The organism is Micromonospora sp. NPDC047730, from assembly GCF_043204765.1.
Classification (GTDB): domain Bacteria; phylum Actinomycetota; class Actinomycetes; order Mycobacteriales; family Micromonosporaceae; genus Micromonospora.
On sequence record NZ_JBIDCU010000003.1, the window covers coordinates 174,778 to 193,525 of the forward strand.

At 71.7% G+C, this 18,748-nt stretch carries 19 protein-coding genes; 7 read left to right on the forward strand and 12 right to left on the reverse strand.

All coding sequences use genetic code 11. The annotated features are described in order from the left end of the window. The first annotated feature begins 205 nt into the window (after positions 1–205). Both ACGF5G_RS10105 and ACGF5G_RS10110 read left to right on the forward strand, forming a co-directional pair. Positions 206–1,111, forward strand: coding sequence for a polysaccharide deacetylase family protein (locus ACGF5G_RS10105; RefSeq protein WP_393260990.1), 906 nt, complete (start codon positions 206–208; stop codon positions 1,109–1,111). 61 nt (positions 1,112–1,172) lie between these two features. Beyond that, positions 1,173–1,472 (forward strand): DUF1540 domain-containing protein, encoded by a 300-nt coding sequence (locus ACGF5G_RS10110; protein ID WP_357459581.1) that lies wholly within the window; start codon positions 1,173–1,175, stop codon positions 1,470–1,472. A gap of 12 nt (positions 1,473–1,484) precedes the next feature. Here the strand turns inward: ACGF5G_RS10110 and ACGF5G_RS10115 are convergent, their stop codons facing one another. Next, complete coding sequence (locus ACGF5G_RS10115) at positions 1,485–3,491, reverse strand: protein meaA (protein WP_393260993.1); 2,007 nt, start codon at positions 3,489–3,491, stop codon at positions 1,485–1,487. Between the two features lie 151 nt (positions 3,492–3,642). On the opposite strand from ACGF5G_RS10115, the gene ACGF5G_RS10120 reads away from it, so the two are divergent. Both ACGF5G_RS10120 and ACGF5G_RS10125 read left to right on the forward strand, forming a co-directional pair. Next, a complete protein-coding gene (locus tag ACGF5G_RS10120) occupies positions 3,643–4,491 on the forward strand; it encodes an ABC transporter ATP-binding protein (protein WP_393260995.1) in 849 nt (282 codons plus the stop codon). Further along, the gene (locus ACGF5G_RS10125) at positions 4,488–5,330 is read left to right on the forward strand and encodes an ABC transporter permease (RefSeq protein WP_393260997.1); all 843 of its coding nucleotides are present in this window, start codon (positions 4,488–4,490) and stop codon (positions 5,328–5,330) included. Before ACGF5G_RS10120 ends, ACGF5G_RS10125 begins: the two co-directional genes overlap by 4 nt. 47 nt (positions 5,331–5,377) lie before the next feature. Here ACGF5G_RS10125 and ACGF5G_RS10130 read toward each other — a convergent pair whose 3' ends face one another. Next, positions 5,378–6,331 (reverse strand): ArsR family transcriptional regulator, encoded by a 954-nt coding sequence (locus ACGF5G_RS10130; protein WP_393260999.1) that lies wholly within the window; start codon positions 6,329–6,331, stop codon positions 5,378–5,380. Positions 6,332–6,389: 58 nt separating this feature from the next. Between ACGF5G_RS10130 and ACGF5G_RS10135 the strand changes: the two genes are divergently transcribed. Then, on the forward strand, positions 6,390–7,574 hold the full coding sequence (locus ACGF5G_RS10135; RefSeq protein WP_393261001.1) for an MFS transporter: 1,185 nt from the start codon (positions 6,390–6,392) through the stop codon (positions 7,572–7,574). A 31-nt stretch (positions 7,575–7,605) separates the two neighbouring features. Here ACGF5G_RS10135 and ACGF5G_RS10140 read toward each other — a convergent pair whose 3' ends face one another. Both ACGF5G_RS10140 and murA read right to left on the reverse strand, forming a co-directional pair. Continuing rightward, entirely contained in the window at positions 7,606–8,454 is an 849-nt protein-coding gene (locus tag ACGF5G_RS10140) for a 3-hydroxyacyl-CoA dehydrogenase family protein (RefSeq protein WP_393261003.1), read from the reverse strand. 105 nt (positions 8,455–8,559) lie between these two features. Then, entirely contained in the window at positions 8,560–9,996 is a 1,437-nt protein-coding gene (gene murA, locus ACGF5G_RS10145; RefSeq protein WP_393261006.1) for a UDP-N-acetylglucosamine 1-carboxyvinyltransferase, read from the reverse strand. Here murA and ACGF5G_RS10150 point away from each other — a divergent pair. Then, on the forward strand, positions 9,995–10,567 hold the full coding sequence (locus ACGF5G_RS10150; protein ID WP_357698798.1) for a cob(I)yrinic acid a,c-diamide adenosyltransferase: 573 nt from the start codon (positions 9,995–9,997) through the stop codon (positions 10,565–10,567). The genes murA and ACGF5G_RS10150 overlap by 2 nt on opposite strands. Then, positions 10,543–10,962, forward strand: a complete 420-nt coding sequence (locus tag ACGF5G_RS10155) for a VOC family protein (RefSeq protein WP_393261008.1) — start codon at positions 10,543–10,545, stop codon at positions 10,960–10,962. The genes ACGF5G_RS10150 and ACGF5G_RS10155 overlap by 25 nt, the downstream gene beginning before the upstream one ends. A 92-nt stretch (positions 10,963–11,054) precedes the next feature. Here ACGF5G_RS10155 and ACGF5G_RS10160 read toward each other — a convergent pair whose 3' ends face one another. The 8 genes from ACGF5G_RS10160 to ACGF5G_RS10195 form a co-directional block, all read right to left on the reverse strand. Further along, positions 11,055–11,510, reverse strand: coding sequence for a DUF2550 domain-containing protein (locus tag ACGF5G_RS10160; RefSeq protein WP_393261011.1), 456 nt, complete (start codon positions 11,508–11,510; stop codon positions 11,055–11,057). A 12-nt stretch (positions 11,511–11,522) separates the two neighbouring features. Beyond that, a complete protein-coding gene (locus ACGF5G_RS10165; RefSeq protein WP_350684044.1) occupies positions 11,523–11,807 on the reverse strand; it encodes a F0F1 ATP synthase subunit epsilon in 285 nt (94 codons plus the stop codon). Positions 11,808–11,896: 89 nt separating this feature from the next. Further along, positions 11,897–13,039 carry an LCP family protein gene (locus ACGF5G_RS10170; protein WP_393261013.1) on the reverse strand — a complete coding sequence of 381 codons (1,143 nt, stop codon included), beginning with the start codon at positions 13,037–13,039 and terminating at the stop codon, positions 11,897–11,899. 215 nt (positions 13,040–13,254) lie between these two features. Further along, on the reverse strand, positions 13,255–14,691 hold the full coding sequence (gene atpD / locus ACGF5G_RS10175; protein ID WP_357698810.1) for a F0F1 ATP synthase subunit beta: 1,437 nt from the start codon (positions 14,689–14,691) through the stop codon (positions 13,255–13,257). Then, positions 14,691–15,620 (reverse strand): F0F1 ATP synthase subunit gamma, encoded by a 930-nt coding sequence (locus ACGF5G_RS10180; RefSeq protein WP_393261016.1) that lies wholly within the window; start codon positions 15,618–15,620, stop codon positions 14,691–14,693. Before ACGF5G_RS10180 ends, atpD begins: the two co-directional genes overlap by 1 nt. A 10-nt stretch (positions 15,621–15,630) precedes the next feature. Further along, a complete protein-coding gene (gene atpA / locus ACGF5G_RS10185) occupies positions 15,631–17,286 on the reverse strand; it encodes a F0F1 ATP synthase subunit alpha (RefSeq protein ID WP_357698815.1) in 1,656 nt (551 codons plus the stop codon). A gap of 92 nt (positions 17,287–17,378) precedes the next feature. Further along, the gene (locus ACGF5G_RS10190; protein WP_393261019.1) at positions 17,379–18,200 is read right to left on the reverse strand and encodes a F0F1 ATP synthase subunit delta; all 822 of its coding nucleotides are present in this window, start codon (positions 18,198–18,200) and stop codon (positions 17,379–17,381) included. Next, positions 18,200–18,739, reverse strand: a complete 540-nt coding sequence (locus tag ACGF5G_RS10195) for a F0F1 ATP synthase subunit B (RefSeq protein ID WP_350684039.1) — start codon at positions 18,737–18,739, stop codon at positions 18,200–18,202. The genes ACGF5G_RS10190 and ACGF5G_RS10195 overlap by 1 nt, the downstream gene beginning before the upstream one ends. Positions 18,740–18,748 lie beyond the last annotated feature (9 nt).

Genomic DNA, 18,748 nt, shown 5'->3' on the forward strand with positions numbered 1-18,748 from the left:
CCCGGGGGGGTGGGCGGCGGGGGCCCCGGCGTGGTACACCCCCCCCCCCCCCGGGGGGGGGCCCGGGGGGCCCACACCCCACCACCACGCACCGCAACCCAACAACCCCGGCCACGACCACACGCCGCAACCCACACCCCACCACGACCGCACACCACCCCACGCCCGGCACCCGGAGAACACGAAGCGCTGACATCATCTCCCGGTGCCCGTGAAGATCCCCCGCGTTCCGCTCGCCGCCGCCACCATCGCCGCCGTGATCGCCGCCGCGGCGCTCCTCGCCGGCCCGGTCCCCCTCCGCACCCCGACCGCCACCGGCATCGTCCCGATCCCCACAGCGCAGCCACAGTCCCCGTCGTCGGGGCCGACGCCCACCCCGACGACCCCGGGCACGGCCCCGCCCACCCCGACGACCCCGGGCGCGACCCCGCCCGGCACAAGGCCACCCGTCGTGGACCACGGGCCGCGTGTGGGGAACAGGGTGGCGCTCACCTTCGACGCGGACATGACGGACGCGATGCGGTACCAGTTGCGCAGCGGCGCGGTGCGGTCGTACGCGAACCTGAAGATCATCGACCTGCTGGAGCGGGAGCGGGTGCCGGCCACGTTCTTCCTGACCGGCAAGTGGGTCGAGCAGTACCCGGCGGTGACCCGGCGGCTCGCCGCGAACCCGCGCTTCGAGCTGGCCAACCACACGTACGGGCACCTGGCCTTCACCCCGGACTGCTACGGCCTGCCCCGGATCCCGGAGCGGGAGATGACGGCCGACGTGGCGCGGACGTTCGACGTGGTCGCCGCGTACGGCGGGCGGCAGACCCGGTACTTCCGCTTCCCGGGGCTGTGCCACGACCGGCAGGCGCTGGACGCGCTGGCGCCGTTGGGGGTGACCGTGGTCGACGGCGACGTGGTGAGCGGCGATCCGTTCGCGAAGTCGTGGCGGCCGGTCGTGCGGGCGGCGCTGGACGGGGTGCGCCCCGGGTCGGTGATCGTCCTGCACGTGACGGAGGCGAACGCGCCGATGACGGACGAGGCGCTGCCGCACATCCTGGCGGGGCTGGCCGAGCGCGGCCTGGAGCCGGCTCCGCTGTCGGAGGTGCTCGGGCAGGGCTGAATCCGCCTCGCCAACCCCACCAAAAGCCTAAAGTCGGGGCAAGACTCTAGAGGAGGTCGGCATGACCGCAGCGATGGAGATGCCCCGGGTCCAGGAGTGTGTGGTTTCGGCCTGCGCGTACAACCACACCGGCGACTGCCACGCCTTCGCCATCACGATCGGCAGCATGGACCACGCGCACTGCCACACGTTCATCGAGATGCCCGCCGTCCGGGCCGGCGTGGACGGCCTCATCGCTCAGGTCGGCGCCTGCCAGCGGGCCGACTGCCGGCACAACGACCAGTTGGAGTGCCACGCGCCGGCGATCAAGGTCGGCCCGGACAACGACATGGCCGACTGCATGACCTACATCACCCGCTGACCGCCCGTCCCCTCAGCTCAGGCCGTTGGCCTCGCGAACCACGGTGACCAGGTCGTCGATGATGCCGGTGAGGGCGAAGTCCTTCGGCGTGAAGACCCGGGCCACCCCGGCGGCCCGGAGCTGCGCGGCGTCGCCGGCCGGGATGATCCCGCCGACCACCACGGGCAGGTCCGGCCGGCCGGCCGCGCGCAGCCCGTCCAGCACCGCCGGCACCGCGGCCAGGTGCGAGCCGGAGAGCACCGACAGGCCGACCAGGTCCACGTCCTCCTCGACGGCGGCGGCGACGATCTGCCCGGCGGTCAGCCGGATGCCCTGGTACACCACCTCGAAGCCGGCGTCGCGGGCGCGTACCGCGATCTGCTCCGCGCCGTTGGAGTGCCCGTCCAGGCCGGGCTTGCCGACCAGCAGCCGCAGCCGGCCGCTGCCCAACTCGCGGGCCGTGGCGGCGACCCGCTCGCGGACGGCGGCCAGGGTGGCGTCCCCGCCGGCCCCGGCGGCGCCGGCCAGGCCGGTGGGGGCGCGGTACTCGCCGAAGACCTGCCGCAGCGCGCCGGCCCACTCGCCGGTGGTCACGCCGGCCCGCACGCACTCGAGCGTCGCCGGCATCAGGTTCGTGGTGGTCGCGGCGTCCGCGCGCAGTCGGGCCAGCGCCGCGTCCACGGCCGCCGCGTCCCGCCCGGCCCGCCATTCGCGTACGGCGGCCACGGCGGCCGCCTCCACCGCCGGGTCGACCTGTTCGACGGCCTCGGCACCGGCCGCGGTCAGCGGCGACGGCTCGGTCTCGGCGAACCGGTTGACCCCGACCACCACGTCGGTGCCCGCCTCCATCCGGCGGCGCCGCTCGGCCAGCGAGGCGACCAGCGCGCTCTTGAGGTAGCCGGTCTCCACGGCGGCCACCACGCCGCCCATCTCCAGCACCTTCTCCAGCTCGACCCGCGCCCCGGCGACGATCTCGTCGACCAGCGCGGTCATCACGTGCGAGCCCTCGAAGAGGTCCGGGTACTCCAGCAGGTCCGACTCGTACGCGAGCACCTGCTGCATGCGTAGCGACCACTGCTGGTCCCACGGCCGGGGCAGGCCGAGGGCCTCGTTCCAGGCGGGCAGCTGGACGGCGCGGGCCCGGGCGTCCCGGGACAGGGTCACGCCCAGCATCTCCAGCACGATGCGCTGGATGTTGTTCTCCGGCTGCGCCTCGGTCAGGCCCAGCGAGTTGACCTGCACGCCGTAGCGGAACCGACGCTGCTTCGGGTTCGCCACCCCGTAGCGCTCGCGGGTGATCTCGTCCCAGAGCGCGCCGAAGGCCCGCATCTTGGCGATCTCCTCGACGAAGCGCACACCGGCGTTGACGAAGAAGGAGACCCGCTGCACCACGTCGCCCATCCGCTCGGCGGGCACCTGGCCCGAGTCCCGGACCGCGTCGAGCACCGCGACGGCGGTGGAGAGCGCGAAACCGACCTCCTGCACCGGCGTCGCGCCAGCCTCCTGGAGGTGGTACGAGCAGATGTTCACCGGGTTCCACCGGGGCATCTCCCGCAGCGTGTACGCGATGACGTCGGCCGTGAGCCGCAGCGACGCCGCCGGCGGGAAGATGTAGGTGCCCCGGGAGAGGTACTCCTTGATGATGTCGTTCTGCGTGGTGCCGGCGCAGCGGGCCAGCTCGGCCCCCTGCTCCGCGCCGACCGTGCCGTAGAGGGCGAGCAGCCACATCGCGGGCGCGTTGATGGTCATGGACGTGTTCATCTCGGCCAACGGGATGCCCGTGAAGAGGGCCCGCATGTCGCCGAGGTGCGCCACCGGGACGCCCACCCGGCCGACCTCACCGGCGGCGAGTTCGTGGTCGGGGTCGTAGCCGGTCTGCGTCGGCAGATCGAAGGCGACCGACAGGCCGGTCTGCCCCTTCGCCAGGTTGCGGCGGAAGAGCGCGTTCGTGGCGGCGGCCGAGCTGTGCCCGGCGTACGTGCGCATCACCCACGGGCGGTCGCGTTCGGGCAGCCGACCCGGGAGAGCCTTCTCGTCCATGGCGGGAGTCTAAGTTACCGTTCAGTCACCGGCGCTGTGGAAAACCACACAGCTCCATGGAGCGGACGCCCGGGTGCGAAGCTCCCGACATGGGCCGGAGCCCCACACCCCGGGCGGGTCACGGCCACGGCCAGGACGCACACTTGACGACATGGATGACGAGCTCGCGATCTCCGTCCGGGGGCTGCGCAAGGCGTACGGCGACAACGTCGCCGTGGCGGGCCTGGACCTGGACGTCCGCCGCGGCGAGGTGTTCGCCCTGCTCGGCCCCAACGGCGCCGGCAAGACCACCACGGTGGAGATCCTGGAGGGCTACCGTCGGCGCGACGCCGGCGAGGTCTCGGTGCTCGGCAGCGACCCGGCCGGGCCGGCCGCCGACTGGCGCTCCCGGGTGGGCATCGTGCTCCAGGGCACGGGCGAGTTCGACGAGCTGACCGTCGCGGAGGTGGTGCGCCACTTCGCCGGCTTCTACGCCGGGGCGGACGACCCGGACAAGGTCATCGAGCGGGTGGGGCTGGCCGGCAAGGCGAAGGCGCGTACGCACACCCTCTCCGGCGGGCAGAAGCGCCGGCTCGACGTGGCGCTCGGCATCGTCGGCCGCCCCGAGCTGCTCTTCCTGGACGAGCCGACCACCGGCTTCGACCCCGAGGCGCGCCGGGAGTTCTGGGAGCTGATCCGGGACCTGGCCGCCGCCGGCACCACCATCGTGCTGACCACCCACTACCTCGACGAGGCCGAGGCGTTGGCCGACCGGGTCGGCGTGATCGCCGGCGGACGGCTGGTCGAGGTCGCCGGACCCGACCGGCTGGGCGACCGGCAGGCGGCCCTCGCGACGGTCTCCTGGCGTACGCCGGAGGGGGCGCTGGAGACGGCGGAGAGCGCGACGCCGACGGCGCTGGTGGCCGACCTGGCGGCGCGCTTCGGCGGCGAGGTCCCCGGCCTGACGGTGACCCGGCCGACCCTGGAGGACGTCTACCTGCGGATGATCGGACACCGATGACCACCACGACGAAGCCCGTCCCACCGGCCACCACGGCCGCCCGACGGCCCGGTCCGGTCGCCCTCGGCCTGCGGCAGGGCCGGCTGGAGATCACCCAGTTCCTGCGCAGCCGGGAGTCCGTCGTCTTCACGATGGGCTTCCCGGTCATCATGATCGTGATCTTCGCGGCGATCTTCGACGACCGGATCGCGCCCGGGGTCAGCTACACCCAGTACTTCATCACCGGCATGATCGCCACCGGCCTGATGACCGTCAGCTTCCAGAACCTCGGCATCTGGATCCCGATCGAGCGGGACCGGGGGGTGCTCAAGCGCTACCGGGGCACGCCGATGCCGAAGTGGGTCTGGTTCGCCGGCAAGGTCCTGATGGTCGTCGCCATCGGCATCGCGGAGACCGTGCTGCTGCTCGCCGTCTCGGTGGCGCTGTTCGACCTGGAGCTGCCCGGCACCGCCGCGAAGTGGCTCACCTTCGGCTGGGTGTCGGTGCTCGGCGTCACCGCCTGCACGCTGTGCGGCATCGCCATCTCGTCGCTGGCCCGCACCGCCCGCAGCGGCTCGGCCGTGGTCACCCCCGTCGCGCTGGTGCTCCAGTTCATCTCCGGCGTGTTCTTCGTCTTCACCGAGCTGCCGAGCTGGATGCAGCAGGTGGCGGCGCTCTTCCCGCTGAAGTGGATGTGCCAGGGCCTGCGCTCGGTCTTCCTGCCGGAGAGCTTCGGCGCCCGCGAGCCGGGCGGTTCGTTCGAGCTGGACCGGGTCGCCCTGGTGCTCGTCGCCTGGTGCGTGGTCGGGCTGGTGCTCTGCCTGACCACGTTCCGCTGGACGACCAAGCGCGACGGCTGAGCCGGACGGGGCCCTCCCCCGCCCCGCCGGCGGCCAGGCGGCCTCGCTCACCCGCCGGCGGCGAGCGCGGCGCCGAGCGGCGTACGCCAGTAGAGCACCTCGCGCCCGGACCGCCGCTTGCCGACGGCGCCCGCGTCCAGCAGCACCCGCAGGTGGCCGCTCACCGTCCCGAGGGACAACCCGGTCACCACCACGAGCTGCGAGGTGCTCAGCGGCGTGTCCAACCTGGCCAGGATGTTGGCCCGGTTGGCGCCGATCAGCCGGGCGAGCCCTTCGGGTGCCGGTGAGGTGGGATCGACCAGGATCCCGCGCGCCGGATACACCATCCCGAAGCGGGTCGGCTTGTCCCAGACCACCCAGCCGCGACGGCAGTGCGCCGGGAGGAAGACCAACTGCTCGGCCTCGTCCAGCGACAGCGGCGGCTCCGGGTAGTCGTTGACCTGGAGCCGCCCGTCGCCCAGCCAGCGCATGTTCCGGTTGAGGTCGGCGACCACCCCGGCCCAGCCGCCCGTGCTCAAGGCGGCGGTGCGAGCCACGATGTCCGCCCGGAGCCGGCGTTCCCGCTCCGGCCACTCCGGCTCGACGGTGTGCGTCCAGACCCAGTCGAGGAGCCCCACCACCTGCCCGGTGAGACCGTCCGCCAGCAACTCGGCGGCGAGCGGCTCCGGGCGGGTGGCGCGCAGGTCGGCCCGGATCCGCTCGTCGGACAACCGCCCGACGGCCGCCAGCTCCGCCGCGAACGTCGGTTCCGGCGAGGCGGGAGCGACGGTGAGGAAGTCCGCGGTCCACCGGGGGTGGAACGACGCGGGCAGCAGCGCCCGGAGCACCGGCCGACCGGCCAGCATCCGCCGGAACGCCTCGACGTGCCGCCCCCGCCACGCCCGCTGCCAGGGGGTACGCGGGTCGTGCAGCGCGCGCAGCGCGGCGATCGTGTCGACCATCGGCGAGACCGCGAAGCGGCTCCGCGCGAGTAGGTCCGACGGCACCTGCCAGACGCCCACGTTTCGCCTCCAGACGTAACCCTACGAGATCCACCCGGCACCCCACACGATGGCGCCCGTGAGAACGTACGCAGATCTGTTCGCGGTCCGGGAGTTCCGCAACCTGTTCCTCGCGAACTGCGCGGGAATCGCGGCGCACACGACGTCGGCGCTGGCGCTGGGCGCGCTGACCTACGCGTCGACCGGCTCGGCGCTGCTCACCGCGCTGAGCATGTTCGGCGCACCGCTCGCCGGCGTGCTCGGCAGCCTGACGTTGCTGTCGGCCGCGGACAACGTGCCGCCCCGCCGGGCGCTGACCCTCGCCGCCGTGCTGGTCGCCGCCGGAGCGGCGCTGCAGGTTGTGCCCGGCCTGCCGCTGTGGGCCCGGTTCGCGGTCGTCTTCGCCAGCGCGTACGTCGGCTCGATCACCGCCGGGGCCCGGTGGGCACTGCTCACCGACATCCTGCCGGCCGACGCGTACGTGCTGGGCAGGTCCACCCTGAACACCAGCGTCGGGGCGATGCAGATCGCCGGGTTCGGACTTGCCGGCGTCCTGCTGGCCTGGCTGACCCCGTACGAGGTGTTCCTGCTCTCGGCGGTGCTGCGGATGGTGGCGGCGGCGGTCGGGTGGTGCGGGATCTCGGAACGCCCGGCCCGGACCACCGCCCGGACGACGGTCGGGCGCACGCTCAGGGTGAACCGGGAACTGTGGACGGATCCCGGCCGCCGGTCGCTCCTGCTCAACCTGTGGGTGCCGGGCGGCCTGGTCGTCGGTTGCGAGGCGCTGTTCGTGCCCTACGCCGGGGACCGGGCCGGCTTCCTCTACGCCGCCGCAGCCCTCGGCATGCTGGCGGGCGACATCGTGGTGGGGCGGTCCCTGCCGCCGGCCACGCGGGACCGGCTGGTCCCCGCCCTGCGACTGCTACTCGCCCTGCCTTACCTGGCCTTCGCGCTGTCGCCGGCGCTGCCGCTGGCCATGGCCGTCGCGGCCGTCGCCTCGGCGGGCTTCGCCGCCGGGCTGCCGTTGCAGGAGCGGCTGATCGCCCACTCGCCCGCCGAGATCCGGGGCCAGGTGCTCGGCCTGCACCACAACGGGATGCTGGCCGCGCAGGCGCTGTGTGCCGTGCTCGCCGGCGCGGTCGCGGACCTGGTCCCGGCGAACTGGGCCGTCACGCTGCTCGCCGCGGCGTCGCTGGCGGCCACGCTCGTGCTCACCGCCGGGCTGCGGCGGACCGCCCCCGCACCGGTGGAGGCGGTCCGCTGAGCGGCCGGCGAAGGTCGCGCCCGGCCGCCCGTCAGTACGTGTAGAAGCCCTTGCCGGACTTGCGGCCGAGGTCGCCGGCGGTGGCCATGCGCTGGAGCAGCTCCGGCGGGAAGAACTTCTCGTCCGCGGTGTCGGTGTAGATGTTCTTCGTGGCGTTGAGCAGCACGTCCACGCCGGTCAGGTCGATCGTCGCCAGCGGGCCCATGGCGTGGCCGAAGCCGAGCTTGCAGGCCGTGTCCAGGTCCTCGGCGGAGACCACGCCGGACTCGACCAGCTTGACCGCCTCCATGGCGAGCGCGCTGATCAGCCGGGTGGTGACGAAGCCGGCGATGTCCCGGTTGACCACCACGACGGTCTTGCCGATCCCCTCGGCGAACGCCTTCGCCGTCGCCAGGGTCTCGTCGCTGGTCTTGTAGCCGCGCACCAGCTCGCAGAGCTTCATCATCGGCACCGGTGAGAAGAAGTGGGTGCCGACGACCGCCTCCGGCCGCTCGGTCGCCGTGGCGATCTGGGTCACCGGGATGGCCGAGGTGTTGGTGGCCAGGATCGCGTCGGGCCGGCAGATCTTGTCGAGCGCCCGGAACACCTCGTGCTTGATCTCGATTTTCTCGAAGACCGCCTCGACGACGATGTCCGCGTCCGCCGCCGCCTCCAGGTCGGTGGTCGGGGTGATCCGGCCGAGCGCCGCCTCGACGTCGGACGCCTCGATCTTCCCCTTCTGGGCGAACCTCTCCAGCGACTTCCGGATGCCGTCCACGCCCCGCTTGGTGGCCGCGTCGTCCAGGTCCCGCAGCGTCACCTGCCAGCCCGCCTGCGCCGCCACCTGGGCGATGCCCGAGCCCATCAGCCCGGCCCCGACGACCGCGAGTCGACCCGCCATCTGCTTCTCCCTCGCCTGAATGAGTGTCTGCCAGCACCCTAGTCGGCACGCCTGAACGGATGCTAAGGCGTGTCGCCCGGGCGGCGGACGGCAGCGGCGGGGCCGTCAGATGGTGAGGTCCGGCTCCTCCGGCGCGGTGCCCGGCTCCACCTCGACGCCGAGGGCCCGCAGGTCCGCCGCGAAGTCCGGGTAGCCCCGGTCCACGTGGTGCACGTGGGAGACCTCGGTGACCCCCTCGGCACAGAGCCCGGCGATGATCAGCCCCGCGCCGGCCCGGATGTCGGTGGCGCGTACGGGGGCGCCGGAGAGCCGCTCGCGGCCGCGTACCACCGCGTGGTGCCCGTCGGTCTTGATGTCCGCGCCCAGCCGCATCATCTCGTTGGCGAACATGAACCGGCCGTCGAAGATGTTCTCTGTGATCAGGGACGCGCCGTCGCTGACCGCCGCCAGGCCGATCGCCATCGGCAGCAGGTCGGTGGCGAAGCCCGGGTACGGCAGGGTGACCACGTCCACCGCCTTCGGCCGGTCGTCCATCCGGACTCGGAACGCGTCGCCCCTGGTCTCCACCAGGCCACCGGCGGAGACCAGCTTGTCGAGCGCGACCTCCAGGAACCCCGGCTCCACCCCGGTGACGGTGACGTCCCCCCGGGTCATCGCCGCGCCGAAGGCCCAGGTGCCGGCCACGATCCGGTCCCCCACCGTGGCGTGCCGCACCGGCCGCAGCCCGGGCACCCCCTCGATGTGCAGCGTCGACGTGCCGGCGCCGGAGATCCGCGCGCCCATCTGGTTGAGCATGGTGCAGATGTCGACGATCTCCGGCTCGCGGGCCGCGTTGTCGATGACGCTGGCCCCGCGGGCCAGCACCGCCGCCATGACCAGGTTCTCCGTCGCCCCGACGCTGGGGAAGTCGAGCATGATCTCCGCGCCGTGCAACCCGTGCGGCGCCGAGGCGATCACGAAGCCGTGCTCGCCCGAGATCTCCGCGCCCATCCGGGTCAGCCCGGAGATGTGCATGTCCAGCCCCCGCGAGCCGATGGCGTCCCCGCCGGGGTGGGCCACCCGCACGTACCCCAGGCGGGCCAACAGCGGGCCGAGCACGCAGATGGAGGCGCGCAACCGGCGGACGAGGTCGTAGTCGGCCTCGGTGCCGGGCTGTTCGGGCACGTCGATGACGACCGACCGGGACCGGGCCACCCCGCCGTGCACGACCATCGGGTCGACCGGGTCGTCGGCGTCGAAGCGGATGCCGCAGCCGAGCCGGCGGAGCACCTCGCCCATGATCGCGATGTCGGTGATCCGCGGGACGTTGGTGATCACGCTGCGTCCCGGGGCGAGCAGCGCGGCGGCCATCAGCTTCAGTGCCGAGTTCTTCGCGCCGACGACGTGCACCGTGCCGGCCAGGCGGGCATCGCCGCGCACCCGGATGACGTCGACGTCGTTGACCGCCGGGTCACCGGCGTCCCCGGGGCCCACCCCACCCGGCCGGAGTGCGCCCGGGCGCACCGGGATCGTCAGGTCCGGTATCCGTAGGCTGTGCGTCATGGCCGTCCACCTCACGCGCATCTACACCAAGGCCGGCGACGCCGGCATGACCAGGCTGAGCAACAACGAACAGGTGCCGAAGACCGATCCGCGCATCACCGCGTACGCGGACGTCGACGAGTGCAACGCCGCGATCGGCGTGGCGCTCGCGCTTGGGCAGCTCGACGACGAGCTGCGGGGCGTCCTGGCGTCGATCCAGAACGACATGTTCGACGTGGGCGCCGACCTGGCCACCCCGGTGGAGCCGGACCCGAAGTACCCGCCGCTGCGGGTCACCGAGGAGTACGTCGAGCGCATCGAGGGTTGGTGCGACGAGTACAACGCACGCCTGAGCAAGCTCGACTCCTTCATCCTCCCCGGCGGCACCGCGGGTGCGGCGCTGCTGCACGTGGCGCGGACGGTCGCCCGACGCGCCGAGCGGGCGGCGTGGGCCCTGGTCGCGCACGACCCTGAGCGGACCAGCTCGCTCCCGGCAAAGTATCTCAACCGGCTCTCTGACCTGCTGTTCATCCTGGCAAGAACCGCCAATCCCGGTGGAGATGTGCTATGGGTGCCGGGCGGCAGGCGCTGACCGCCGGCGCGCTGCACCACGTCGAGATCTGGGTACCCGACCTGGCCGCCGCGATACGCGGCTGGGGCTGGCTCCTCGGCGAGCTGGGCTGGACGCCGTTCCAGGAGTGGCCGGCCGGCCGCTCCTGGCGGCTCGGCCCGACGTACCTCGTGGTGGAGCAGTCACCGGCGCTGCGCGGGCGGCGGCACGACCGGCTCGCCCCGGGCCTCAATCACCTGGCCTTCCACGCCGGCCCGCCCGCCGCGGTGGACCGGCTGGTCGCGGCGGCGCCGGCACACGGCTGGACGCTGCTCTTCCCCGACCTGCATCCCCACGCCGGCGGCCCGCAGACCTACGCCGCCTACCTCACCGACAACCAGGGGTACGAGGTGGAACTCGTGGCTTCGGCCGCCTGAGGCGTCTCTCAGCTTGCGGTGGGGTGTCTCCGGGTCACTCTCGTCGCGAAGCAGGCGGTCGGCGGCGTGGGAGATTCCTGAAGAGGATGTGGTCAGGCGGCGGGCCAGTCCTGGGAGGCCAGACGCGGCGAGGCCGCCCCCGGAGGGGCGGCCTCGAGCCAGGAGAGGAACCCGGTGACGGTGGATCGCGCCATGGCGATCTCGACCGGAGCGTGGTTGCTGGTACAGCGGAGGATGACCCAGTCGGCGGGCATGGAGAGGCGTTCCTGCCCCTCCGGCAGCCGCCGGCGCTCCACGGCCAGCCCTTTGCGGGAGAGCACCCGCGTGGGACGGATGGCGAAGCTGAAGACCCGGTACCAGCGGAGTTCGTCGCCGACGAACCGGCCGAAGCCGGGGGACCAGCCGCGGCCGTCGAGCATCGTGGAGGTCCGGACGCCGAGCCGGATGATGCCTCCGCTACGCGTGACGACGGCCCGCCGGGCGAAGAGGATCAGGAGCGCGCCGAGGATGACGACTACGCCGATTCCGATCCCTTCGACGATCCCCATCGGCGGTGCGGCTCAGCGGCTCTGTGCGGCGGAAACCGGGGTGGCGCTCTCGGCCAGGACGGTGACGCCGTCGGCGGTCACCGAGAGGAAGCCGCCGGCGACCTCGTAGGAGACCTGCTCGCCACCGGCGAGCTTGATGCGTACCTGGCCGGGCTCGGCGAGCTGGCCGAGCAGGGGCGCGTGCCCCGGCAGCACACCCAGCTCACCCTCGGTCGTCCGGGCGACGACCATCTCGGCGTCACCGGACCAGACCTTCTCCTCGACGGCTACGAGCTCGACGTGAAGCTGCTGTGCCACGCTGTCTCCTTGCTGCGGCGGCGGATTGTCGAAAGTCTAGTCTTGCCGCGGACGCGCCCCCAACGCGGGTGGCGAGACCTGCGCCACGGCTATTTGGCCTTGTTCTGGAAGTCGGGGTGCTCCAACAGGAACGCGTCCAGCTGCTCATTCTTCAGGGCGGTGAAGAAGTCGTCGACCTCCGGCTCGAAGCGCTCGCCCCGGTACTTCCCGTTCTCGGTGACCCCGCCGCCGGGCAGCTTGACCATCTGGATCGTCTCCGGGCGGATGTTCTTCAGCGCGATGCCGAAGTCGATCACGCTGTTGCCGCGGCCACTGAAGATCAGCGACTGCCCGGCCGCCCGCAGCACCCGGTCCAGCTTGATCGGGTTCGTCACCACGTCGGCGCTCAACGCCTGCCCGGCCATTGCCTTGACGAACTGCTGCTGGTGGCGCTGCCGGCCGTAGTCTCCGTCCGGGACGCCGTTCTTCGGGTAGCGCTGCCGGACGTAGTCGAGCGCCTGCCAGCCGCTGAGGTGCTGGTTGCCCTTCTTGTAGACCGCCTGCGGGCCGACGTAGCCCTCACCGTACGGGTTGCCCTTGCGGTGCTTGCCGTTCGGCTCGCGGTGCTCGGAGCGCACCTCGCGCTCGATGTACATGTCGACGCCGCCCATCGCGTCGACGATCTTCTGGAAGCCGTTGAAGTTGATGATCGCGCCGGCGTCGAAGCGCTTGATGCCGGTGACCTTCTGCACCGTCGTCGCCAGTAGCTCGAAGCCCCGGGCGGCGTCCGGGTTGCCGCCGGGCACCCGGCTGCCGTACGACATCGCCGCGTTGAGCTTGTCGGTGCCGCCGTTGAACTCCGCCCGGCTGAACTTGGGGATCTCCACGATGAGGTCGCGCGGCATCGAGAAGAGGTAGGCGCGGTCCATCTCGGCGGGCACGTGCAGCACCATGATCGAGTCGGCCAGTGGCGGCGTCTCCGGGTTGCGCGGGTCGATGCCGACCAGCAGGATGTTGAGCGGGCCCTTGATGTCGCTCTTGCGCTCCTTCGCCCCGGCGGCCTGGTCGCCGAAGAGGTCGGCCTTGCCCACCGCGCCCTCGTAGCGGGCCATCAGCGCCTCGGCGCCGACCAGGACCACGCCGCTGAGCAGCATCAGGACGGCACCGAACACGGTGCAGGCCCGGGCCCACCGCGGCACCCCCGACCACACGGACGACTTGCCGCCGCCCTTGCCGGCCTTACCCACGATCATCTCCGTTCGTCACGCCCACGATCAGGAGACGGGCGCACGCAGCCGATTGATTGCACAGATCGACGCTCGCTTCCGGCGAGCGCGCGGATCGACGGTACCTCGCGTTCGGCTTGATCGCCGACCGCGCGGAACCGGGCAGCGGCGATCATAAGGCCCGAAGATGAACGAAAGGCCGTCCCGGCATTGCCGGGACGGCCTTTCTCAGGACCGACAGGTCAGCCCTTCATCAGCTCCGCCGCCTTGCGCTCCAGGTCCTCCAGACCGCCGCACATGAAGAAGGCCTGCTCGGGGAAGTGGTCGTACTCACCCTCGCTGATCTTCTTGAACGCCTCGATGGTCTCCTTGATCGGGACCGTCGAGCCCGGTACGCCGGTGAACTGCTCGGCGGCGTAGGTGTTCTGCGACAGGAAGCGCTCGATCCGCCGCGCACGCTGCACGGTGATCTTGTCTTCCTCGGAGAGCTCCTCGATACCGAGGATGGCGATGATGTCCTGCAGGTCCTTGTACTTCTGCAGGATCCGCTTCACCTCGGTCGCCACCGCGAAGTGCTCGGCGCCGACGAACTCCGGGGCGAGGATCCGGGACGAGGACGCCAGCGGGTCCACGGCCGGGTAGATGCCCTTGTCGGAGATCGACCGCTCCAGGTTGGTGGTCGCGTCGAGGTGGGCGAACGTGGTGGCCGGGGCGGGGTCGGTGTAGTCGTCCGCCGGCACGTAGATCGCCTGCATCGAGGTGATGGCCTGGCCCCGGACGGAGGTGATCCGCTCCTGGAGCTCGCCCATCTCGTCGGCCAGGGTCGGCTGGTAACCCACGGCGCTCGGCATGCGGCCGAGCAGGGTGGAGACCTCCGAACCCGCCTGGGTGAAGCGGAAGATGTTGTCGATGAAGAGCAGCACCTCCTGCTTCTTCACGTCCCGGAAGTACTCGGCCATGGTCAGCGCGGAGAGCGCCACCCGCAGCCGGGTGCCCGGCGGCTCGTCCATCTGGCCGTAGACCAGCGCGGTCTTGTCGATGACGCCGGACTCGGTCATCTCGGCGATGAGGTCGTTGCCCTCACGGGTGCGCTCACCCACGCCGGCGAAGACCGACGTACCACCGAAGTTCCGGGCGACACGGGTGATCATCTCCTGGATGAGCACCGTCTTGCCCACGCCGGCGCCGCCGAACAGACCGATCTTGCCACCCTTGACGTACGGGGCGAGCAGGTCGATGACCTTGATGCCGGTCTCCAGCATCTCGGTCTTCGGCTCCAGGTCCGCGAAGGCCGGGGCCTTGCGGTGGATGCCCCAGTGGTCGTCCGGCTGGAGCGTCTCGCCCTCGGTGAGGTTGAGGCACTCGCCGATCGCGTTGAACACGTGGCCCTTCACCGTGTCGCCCACCGGCACGGTGATCGGCGAGCCGGTGTCGCGCACCTCGGTGCCGCGGACCAGGCCGTCGGTCGGCTGCATCGAGATGGCGCGGACCATGTTGTCACCCAGGTGCTGGGCGACCTCCAGGGTCAGCGTCTTCTCGCCGCCGGAGAGCGTCACGTCCACGTGCAGGGCGTTGAACAGGGCCGGCATGGCGTCGCGCGGGAACTCGGCGTCGACGACCGGGCCGATGACCCGGACCACGCGACCCGTGGCCGTCTTGGTCTCTACTGGGGCAGTCATCACACTTCACTTCCCGACGCGGCCAGCGCGTTCGCGCCGCCGACGATCTCGCTGATCTCCTGGGTGATCCCGGCCTGGCGGGCCGAGTTCATCTCACGCGTGTACTTCTCGATCATCTCTTCGGCGTTGTCGGTGGCGCTCTTCATCGCCCGCCGACGGGCCGCCGACTCGCTGGCCGCCGACTCCAGCAACGCCGCGTAGATCCGCGTGTTGATGTACTTCGGCAACAGCGCGTCGAGCAGCGCCTCCGCCTCCGGCTCGAACTCGTACGCCGGCAGCAGGCCCTCGGACCGGGGACGGTCCTCGACCTGCATCGGCCCGATGATCTTCGCGACCGGGGTCTGGGTCATCAGGGAGTGGAACTCGGTGTAGACGATGTGCAGCTCGTCGATACCGAGCACCCCGTCCGGCCCGGCGCCGCCGTCGACGTCGTCCGCGCCGGCCGTGAACGCCTTGATCAGCGTCTCGCCCACGGCGCGGGCGTCGGCGAACGTCGGCTGCTCCGAGAACCCGGTCCAGTTCGCCTCGATCGGCCGGTCACGGAAGCGGAAGAAACCGACGCCCTTGCGCCCGATGACGTAGAGCACCGGCTCCTTGCCGTCGGCACGGAGCCGGGCGATCAGCGACTCCGCCGTCTTGATCGCGTTGGAGCTGTAACCGCCGGCCAGGCCACGGTCGGAGGTGACCAGCAGGACGCCCGCCCGCCGCACCCGCGGACGCGGGGTGAGCAGCGGGTGGTCGATCCGCGCGTTGGACGCCAGCGCCGTGAGCACACCGGTGATGGCCTGGGCGTACGGCAGGGACGCCTCCACCCGGGCCTGGGCCTTGGCGATCCGGCTCGTCGCCACGAGCTCCATCGCCTTGGTGATCTTCTTCATCCCCTTCGCCGAGCGGATCCGTTGACGAAGAACGCGTACCTGGGCCGCCATGAATCAGCCCTTACTGGTTCTCGACCGGGCGGTCGGTCGTGCCGTCACGGAAGCGGGTCACCGTCTCGCGGTTCTCCTCGCCCTCGAGCGGCGCGGCCGGGGCCTCGTTGATCCGACGCTCGTCGGCCTTGCCGAGGAAGAGCTGCTTGAACTCGGTGATGGCGCGGTCGAGCGAGCCGACGATCTCGTCGTCCCACTTGTTGTCGGCGATGCCGGCCAGCACACCCTCGTGCTTGTGGCGCAGGTACTGGAGGAACTCCGACTCGAAGCGGCGGACCTCACCCACGGGGATGTCGTCCAGCTTGCCCTCGGTGCCGGCCCAGACCGAGACGACCTGCTCCTGCACCGGGTACGGCGAGTAGTTCGACTGCTTCAGCAGCTCGACCAGGCGGGAACCGCGCTCCAGCTGGGCGCGGGAGGCCTTGTCCAGGTCGGAGGCGAAGGCGGCGAACGCCTCCAGCTCGCGGTACTGGGCCAGGTTGAGCCGCAGCGACCCGGCGACCTTCCGCATCGGCTTCACCTGCGCGGCGCCACCGACCCGGGAGACCGAGGTGCCGACGTTGATGGCCGGCCGGACGCCCTGGTTGAACAGGTCGGTCTCGAGGAAGATCTGGCCGTCGGTGATGGAGATGACGTTGGTCGGGATGAAGGCCGAGATGTCGTTGGCCTTCGTCTCGATGATCGGCAGGCCGGTCATCGAGCCGCCGCCGAGCTCGTCGGAGAGCTTCGCGCAGCGCTCCAGCAGCCGGGAGTGCAGGTAGAAGACGTCACCCGGGTACGCCTCGCGGCCCGGCGGGCGGCGCAGCAGCAGCGACACGGCGCGGTACGCCTCGGCCTGCTTGCTCAGGTCGTCGAAGACGATCAGGACGTGCTTGCCGCCGTACATCCAGTGCTGCCCGATGGACGAGCCGGTGTACGGGGCGAGGTACTTGAAGCCGGCCGGGTCGGAGGCCGGGGAGGCGACGATGGTGGTGTACTCCATCGCGCCCGCCTCCTCCAGGACGCCCTTGATCGAGGCGACCGTGGAGGCCTTCTGGCCGATGGCGACGTAGATGCAGCGGACCTGCTTCTTCGGGTCGCCGGAGCGCCAGTTGTCCCGCTGGTTGAGGATGGTGTCCAGCGCGACGGTGGTCTTGCCGGTCTTCCGGTCACCGATGATCAGCTGACGCTGCCCACGGCCGATCGGGGTCATGGCGTCGACGGCCTTGAGGCCGGTCTGCAGCGGCTCGTCGACCGACTGCCGGGCCATCACGTTCGGGGCCTGGAGCTCCAGCTCGCGGAAGCCCTCGTTGGCGATGTCGCCGAGGCCGTCGATCGGCTGGCCGAGCGCGTTGACCACGCGGCCGAGGAAGGCGTCGCCGACCGGCACGGAGAGCACCCGGCCGGTGCGCTTGACGCGCTGCCCCTCTTCGAGCTTGGCGGAGTCACCGAGAACGACGACACCGATCTCCCGGACGTCGAGGTTCAGCGCCACACCCAGGGTGCCGTCCTCGAACTCCAGGAGCTCGTTGGTCATGGTCGAGGGGAGGCCCTCGACGTGGGCGATGCCGTCGCCGGTGTCGGCGACGGTGCCGACCTCCTCGCGGGAGAGTTCGGACGAGTAGGAGGAGACGTAGCGCTCCAGGGCGCCGCGGATCTCCTCCGTCGAGATGGTCAGCTCGGCCATCCTCTGCTTCCTTAAGTATCAGGGGCCCGGGATACCTAGTACCGACCGGTCCGAATGGCGTCTATTCACAGGCGCTGGGCGGCAGTGCCGCCTCAGCGCTTCGCGAGCGCGTTGCGGCTCTCGTTGAGGCGGCGCAGGACGGTGCCGTCGTACAGGTCGGAGCCGACCCGCACGCTCACGCCACCGAGAACTCCGGGGTCCACCGTCTGCTTGACGGAAACCTCTCGACCGTATATCGCGGAGAGGCTCGCGCCCAGCCGGCGCTCGTCCTCGTCACTCAACGGGGCCGCTACGGTCACGTACGCCACCTGCCGGTCCCGCCGGTCGGCGGCGAGCTCGACCAGTCGGGTGAGCGCCCCGGCGAAGGAGCGCCCCCCGAACCCGCCCAGCGCCGCCTCGACGAGGCGGAGGGTGATCGGGCGGGCCTTGCCGGCGAGCAGTTCGCGGGCCAGGTCGGCCCGCTTCCCGACCGGGGCGATCGGGTCCGCCAGCGCGTTGGAGAGCGCCGACTGACCGGAGACCACCTGACCGAAGCGGAACAGCTCGTCCTCGACCTCGCCGAGGTCGCCGGCGGAGTCGGCGCTGGCCAGCAGCGCCTCCACGCCGAGCCGCTCGGCACCGTCGAGCAGCTCCGACGGCGCCGACCAGCGGCCGGCGACCAGCGAGGCGACCAGGTCGAGCGCCTCGGCGCCGACCTTGCCGCGCAGCAGCTCGCCGAGCAGGGCGGTGCGGTCCGCGCCCGAGCGGGCCGGGTCGGAGAGCGCCCGGCGCAGCCGCGGCTCGCGCCGCAGCAGGTCGGCGACGGAGAGGATGTCGTCGGCGGTGGTGGCCACCGCCGACGGCTCCGTGCCGCGGACGTACGCGTCGAGGCGCTCGGCCGCGACCTTGTACGACTCCCGGCTGGCGGCCTGCATCAGCGGGCCCCCGCGCTCTCGAGACCGCTCAGGAACCGGTCGACGGTGCCCTTGCGACGCGCCTCGTCGGCGAGCGACTCACCGACGATCTTGCTGGCCAGGTCCACCGCGATCGTGCCGACCTCGGTGCGCAGCTCGCGCACGATGGTGGCCCGCTCGGCGGCGAGCTGCTCCTTGCCGGCCGCGATGATCCGGTCGGACTCCTCCCGTGCCTTGGCGAGGATGTCCTGCCGGATGCCCTCGGCGTCGGCCCGGGCGTCGTCCCGGATCTTGGCGGCGTCGGTGCGCGCCTCGGCGAGCTGCGCGCGGTACTGCTCGAGGAGCTGGTTGGCCTCGGCCTGGGCGGCCTCGGCGCGCTTGATGCCGCCCTCGATCGCGTCCACCCGAGCCTGGAACGTCTGCTCCATGCGGGGGAAGACGAACTTCATCAGCACGACGCAGAGCAGGGCGAAGGCGATGCCGCCCACCACGATCTCCTGCCAGATCGGCACGATCGGGTTGTGGGTCGACTCACCACCCTCAGCGGCGAGCAGGAACATGGAAGACCT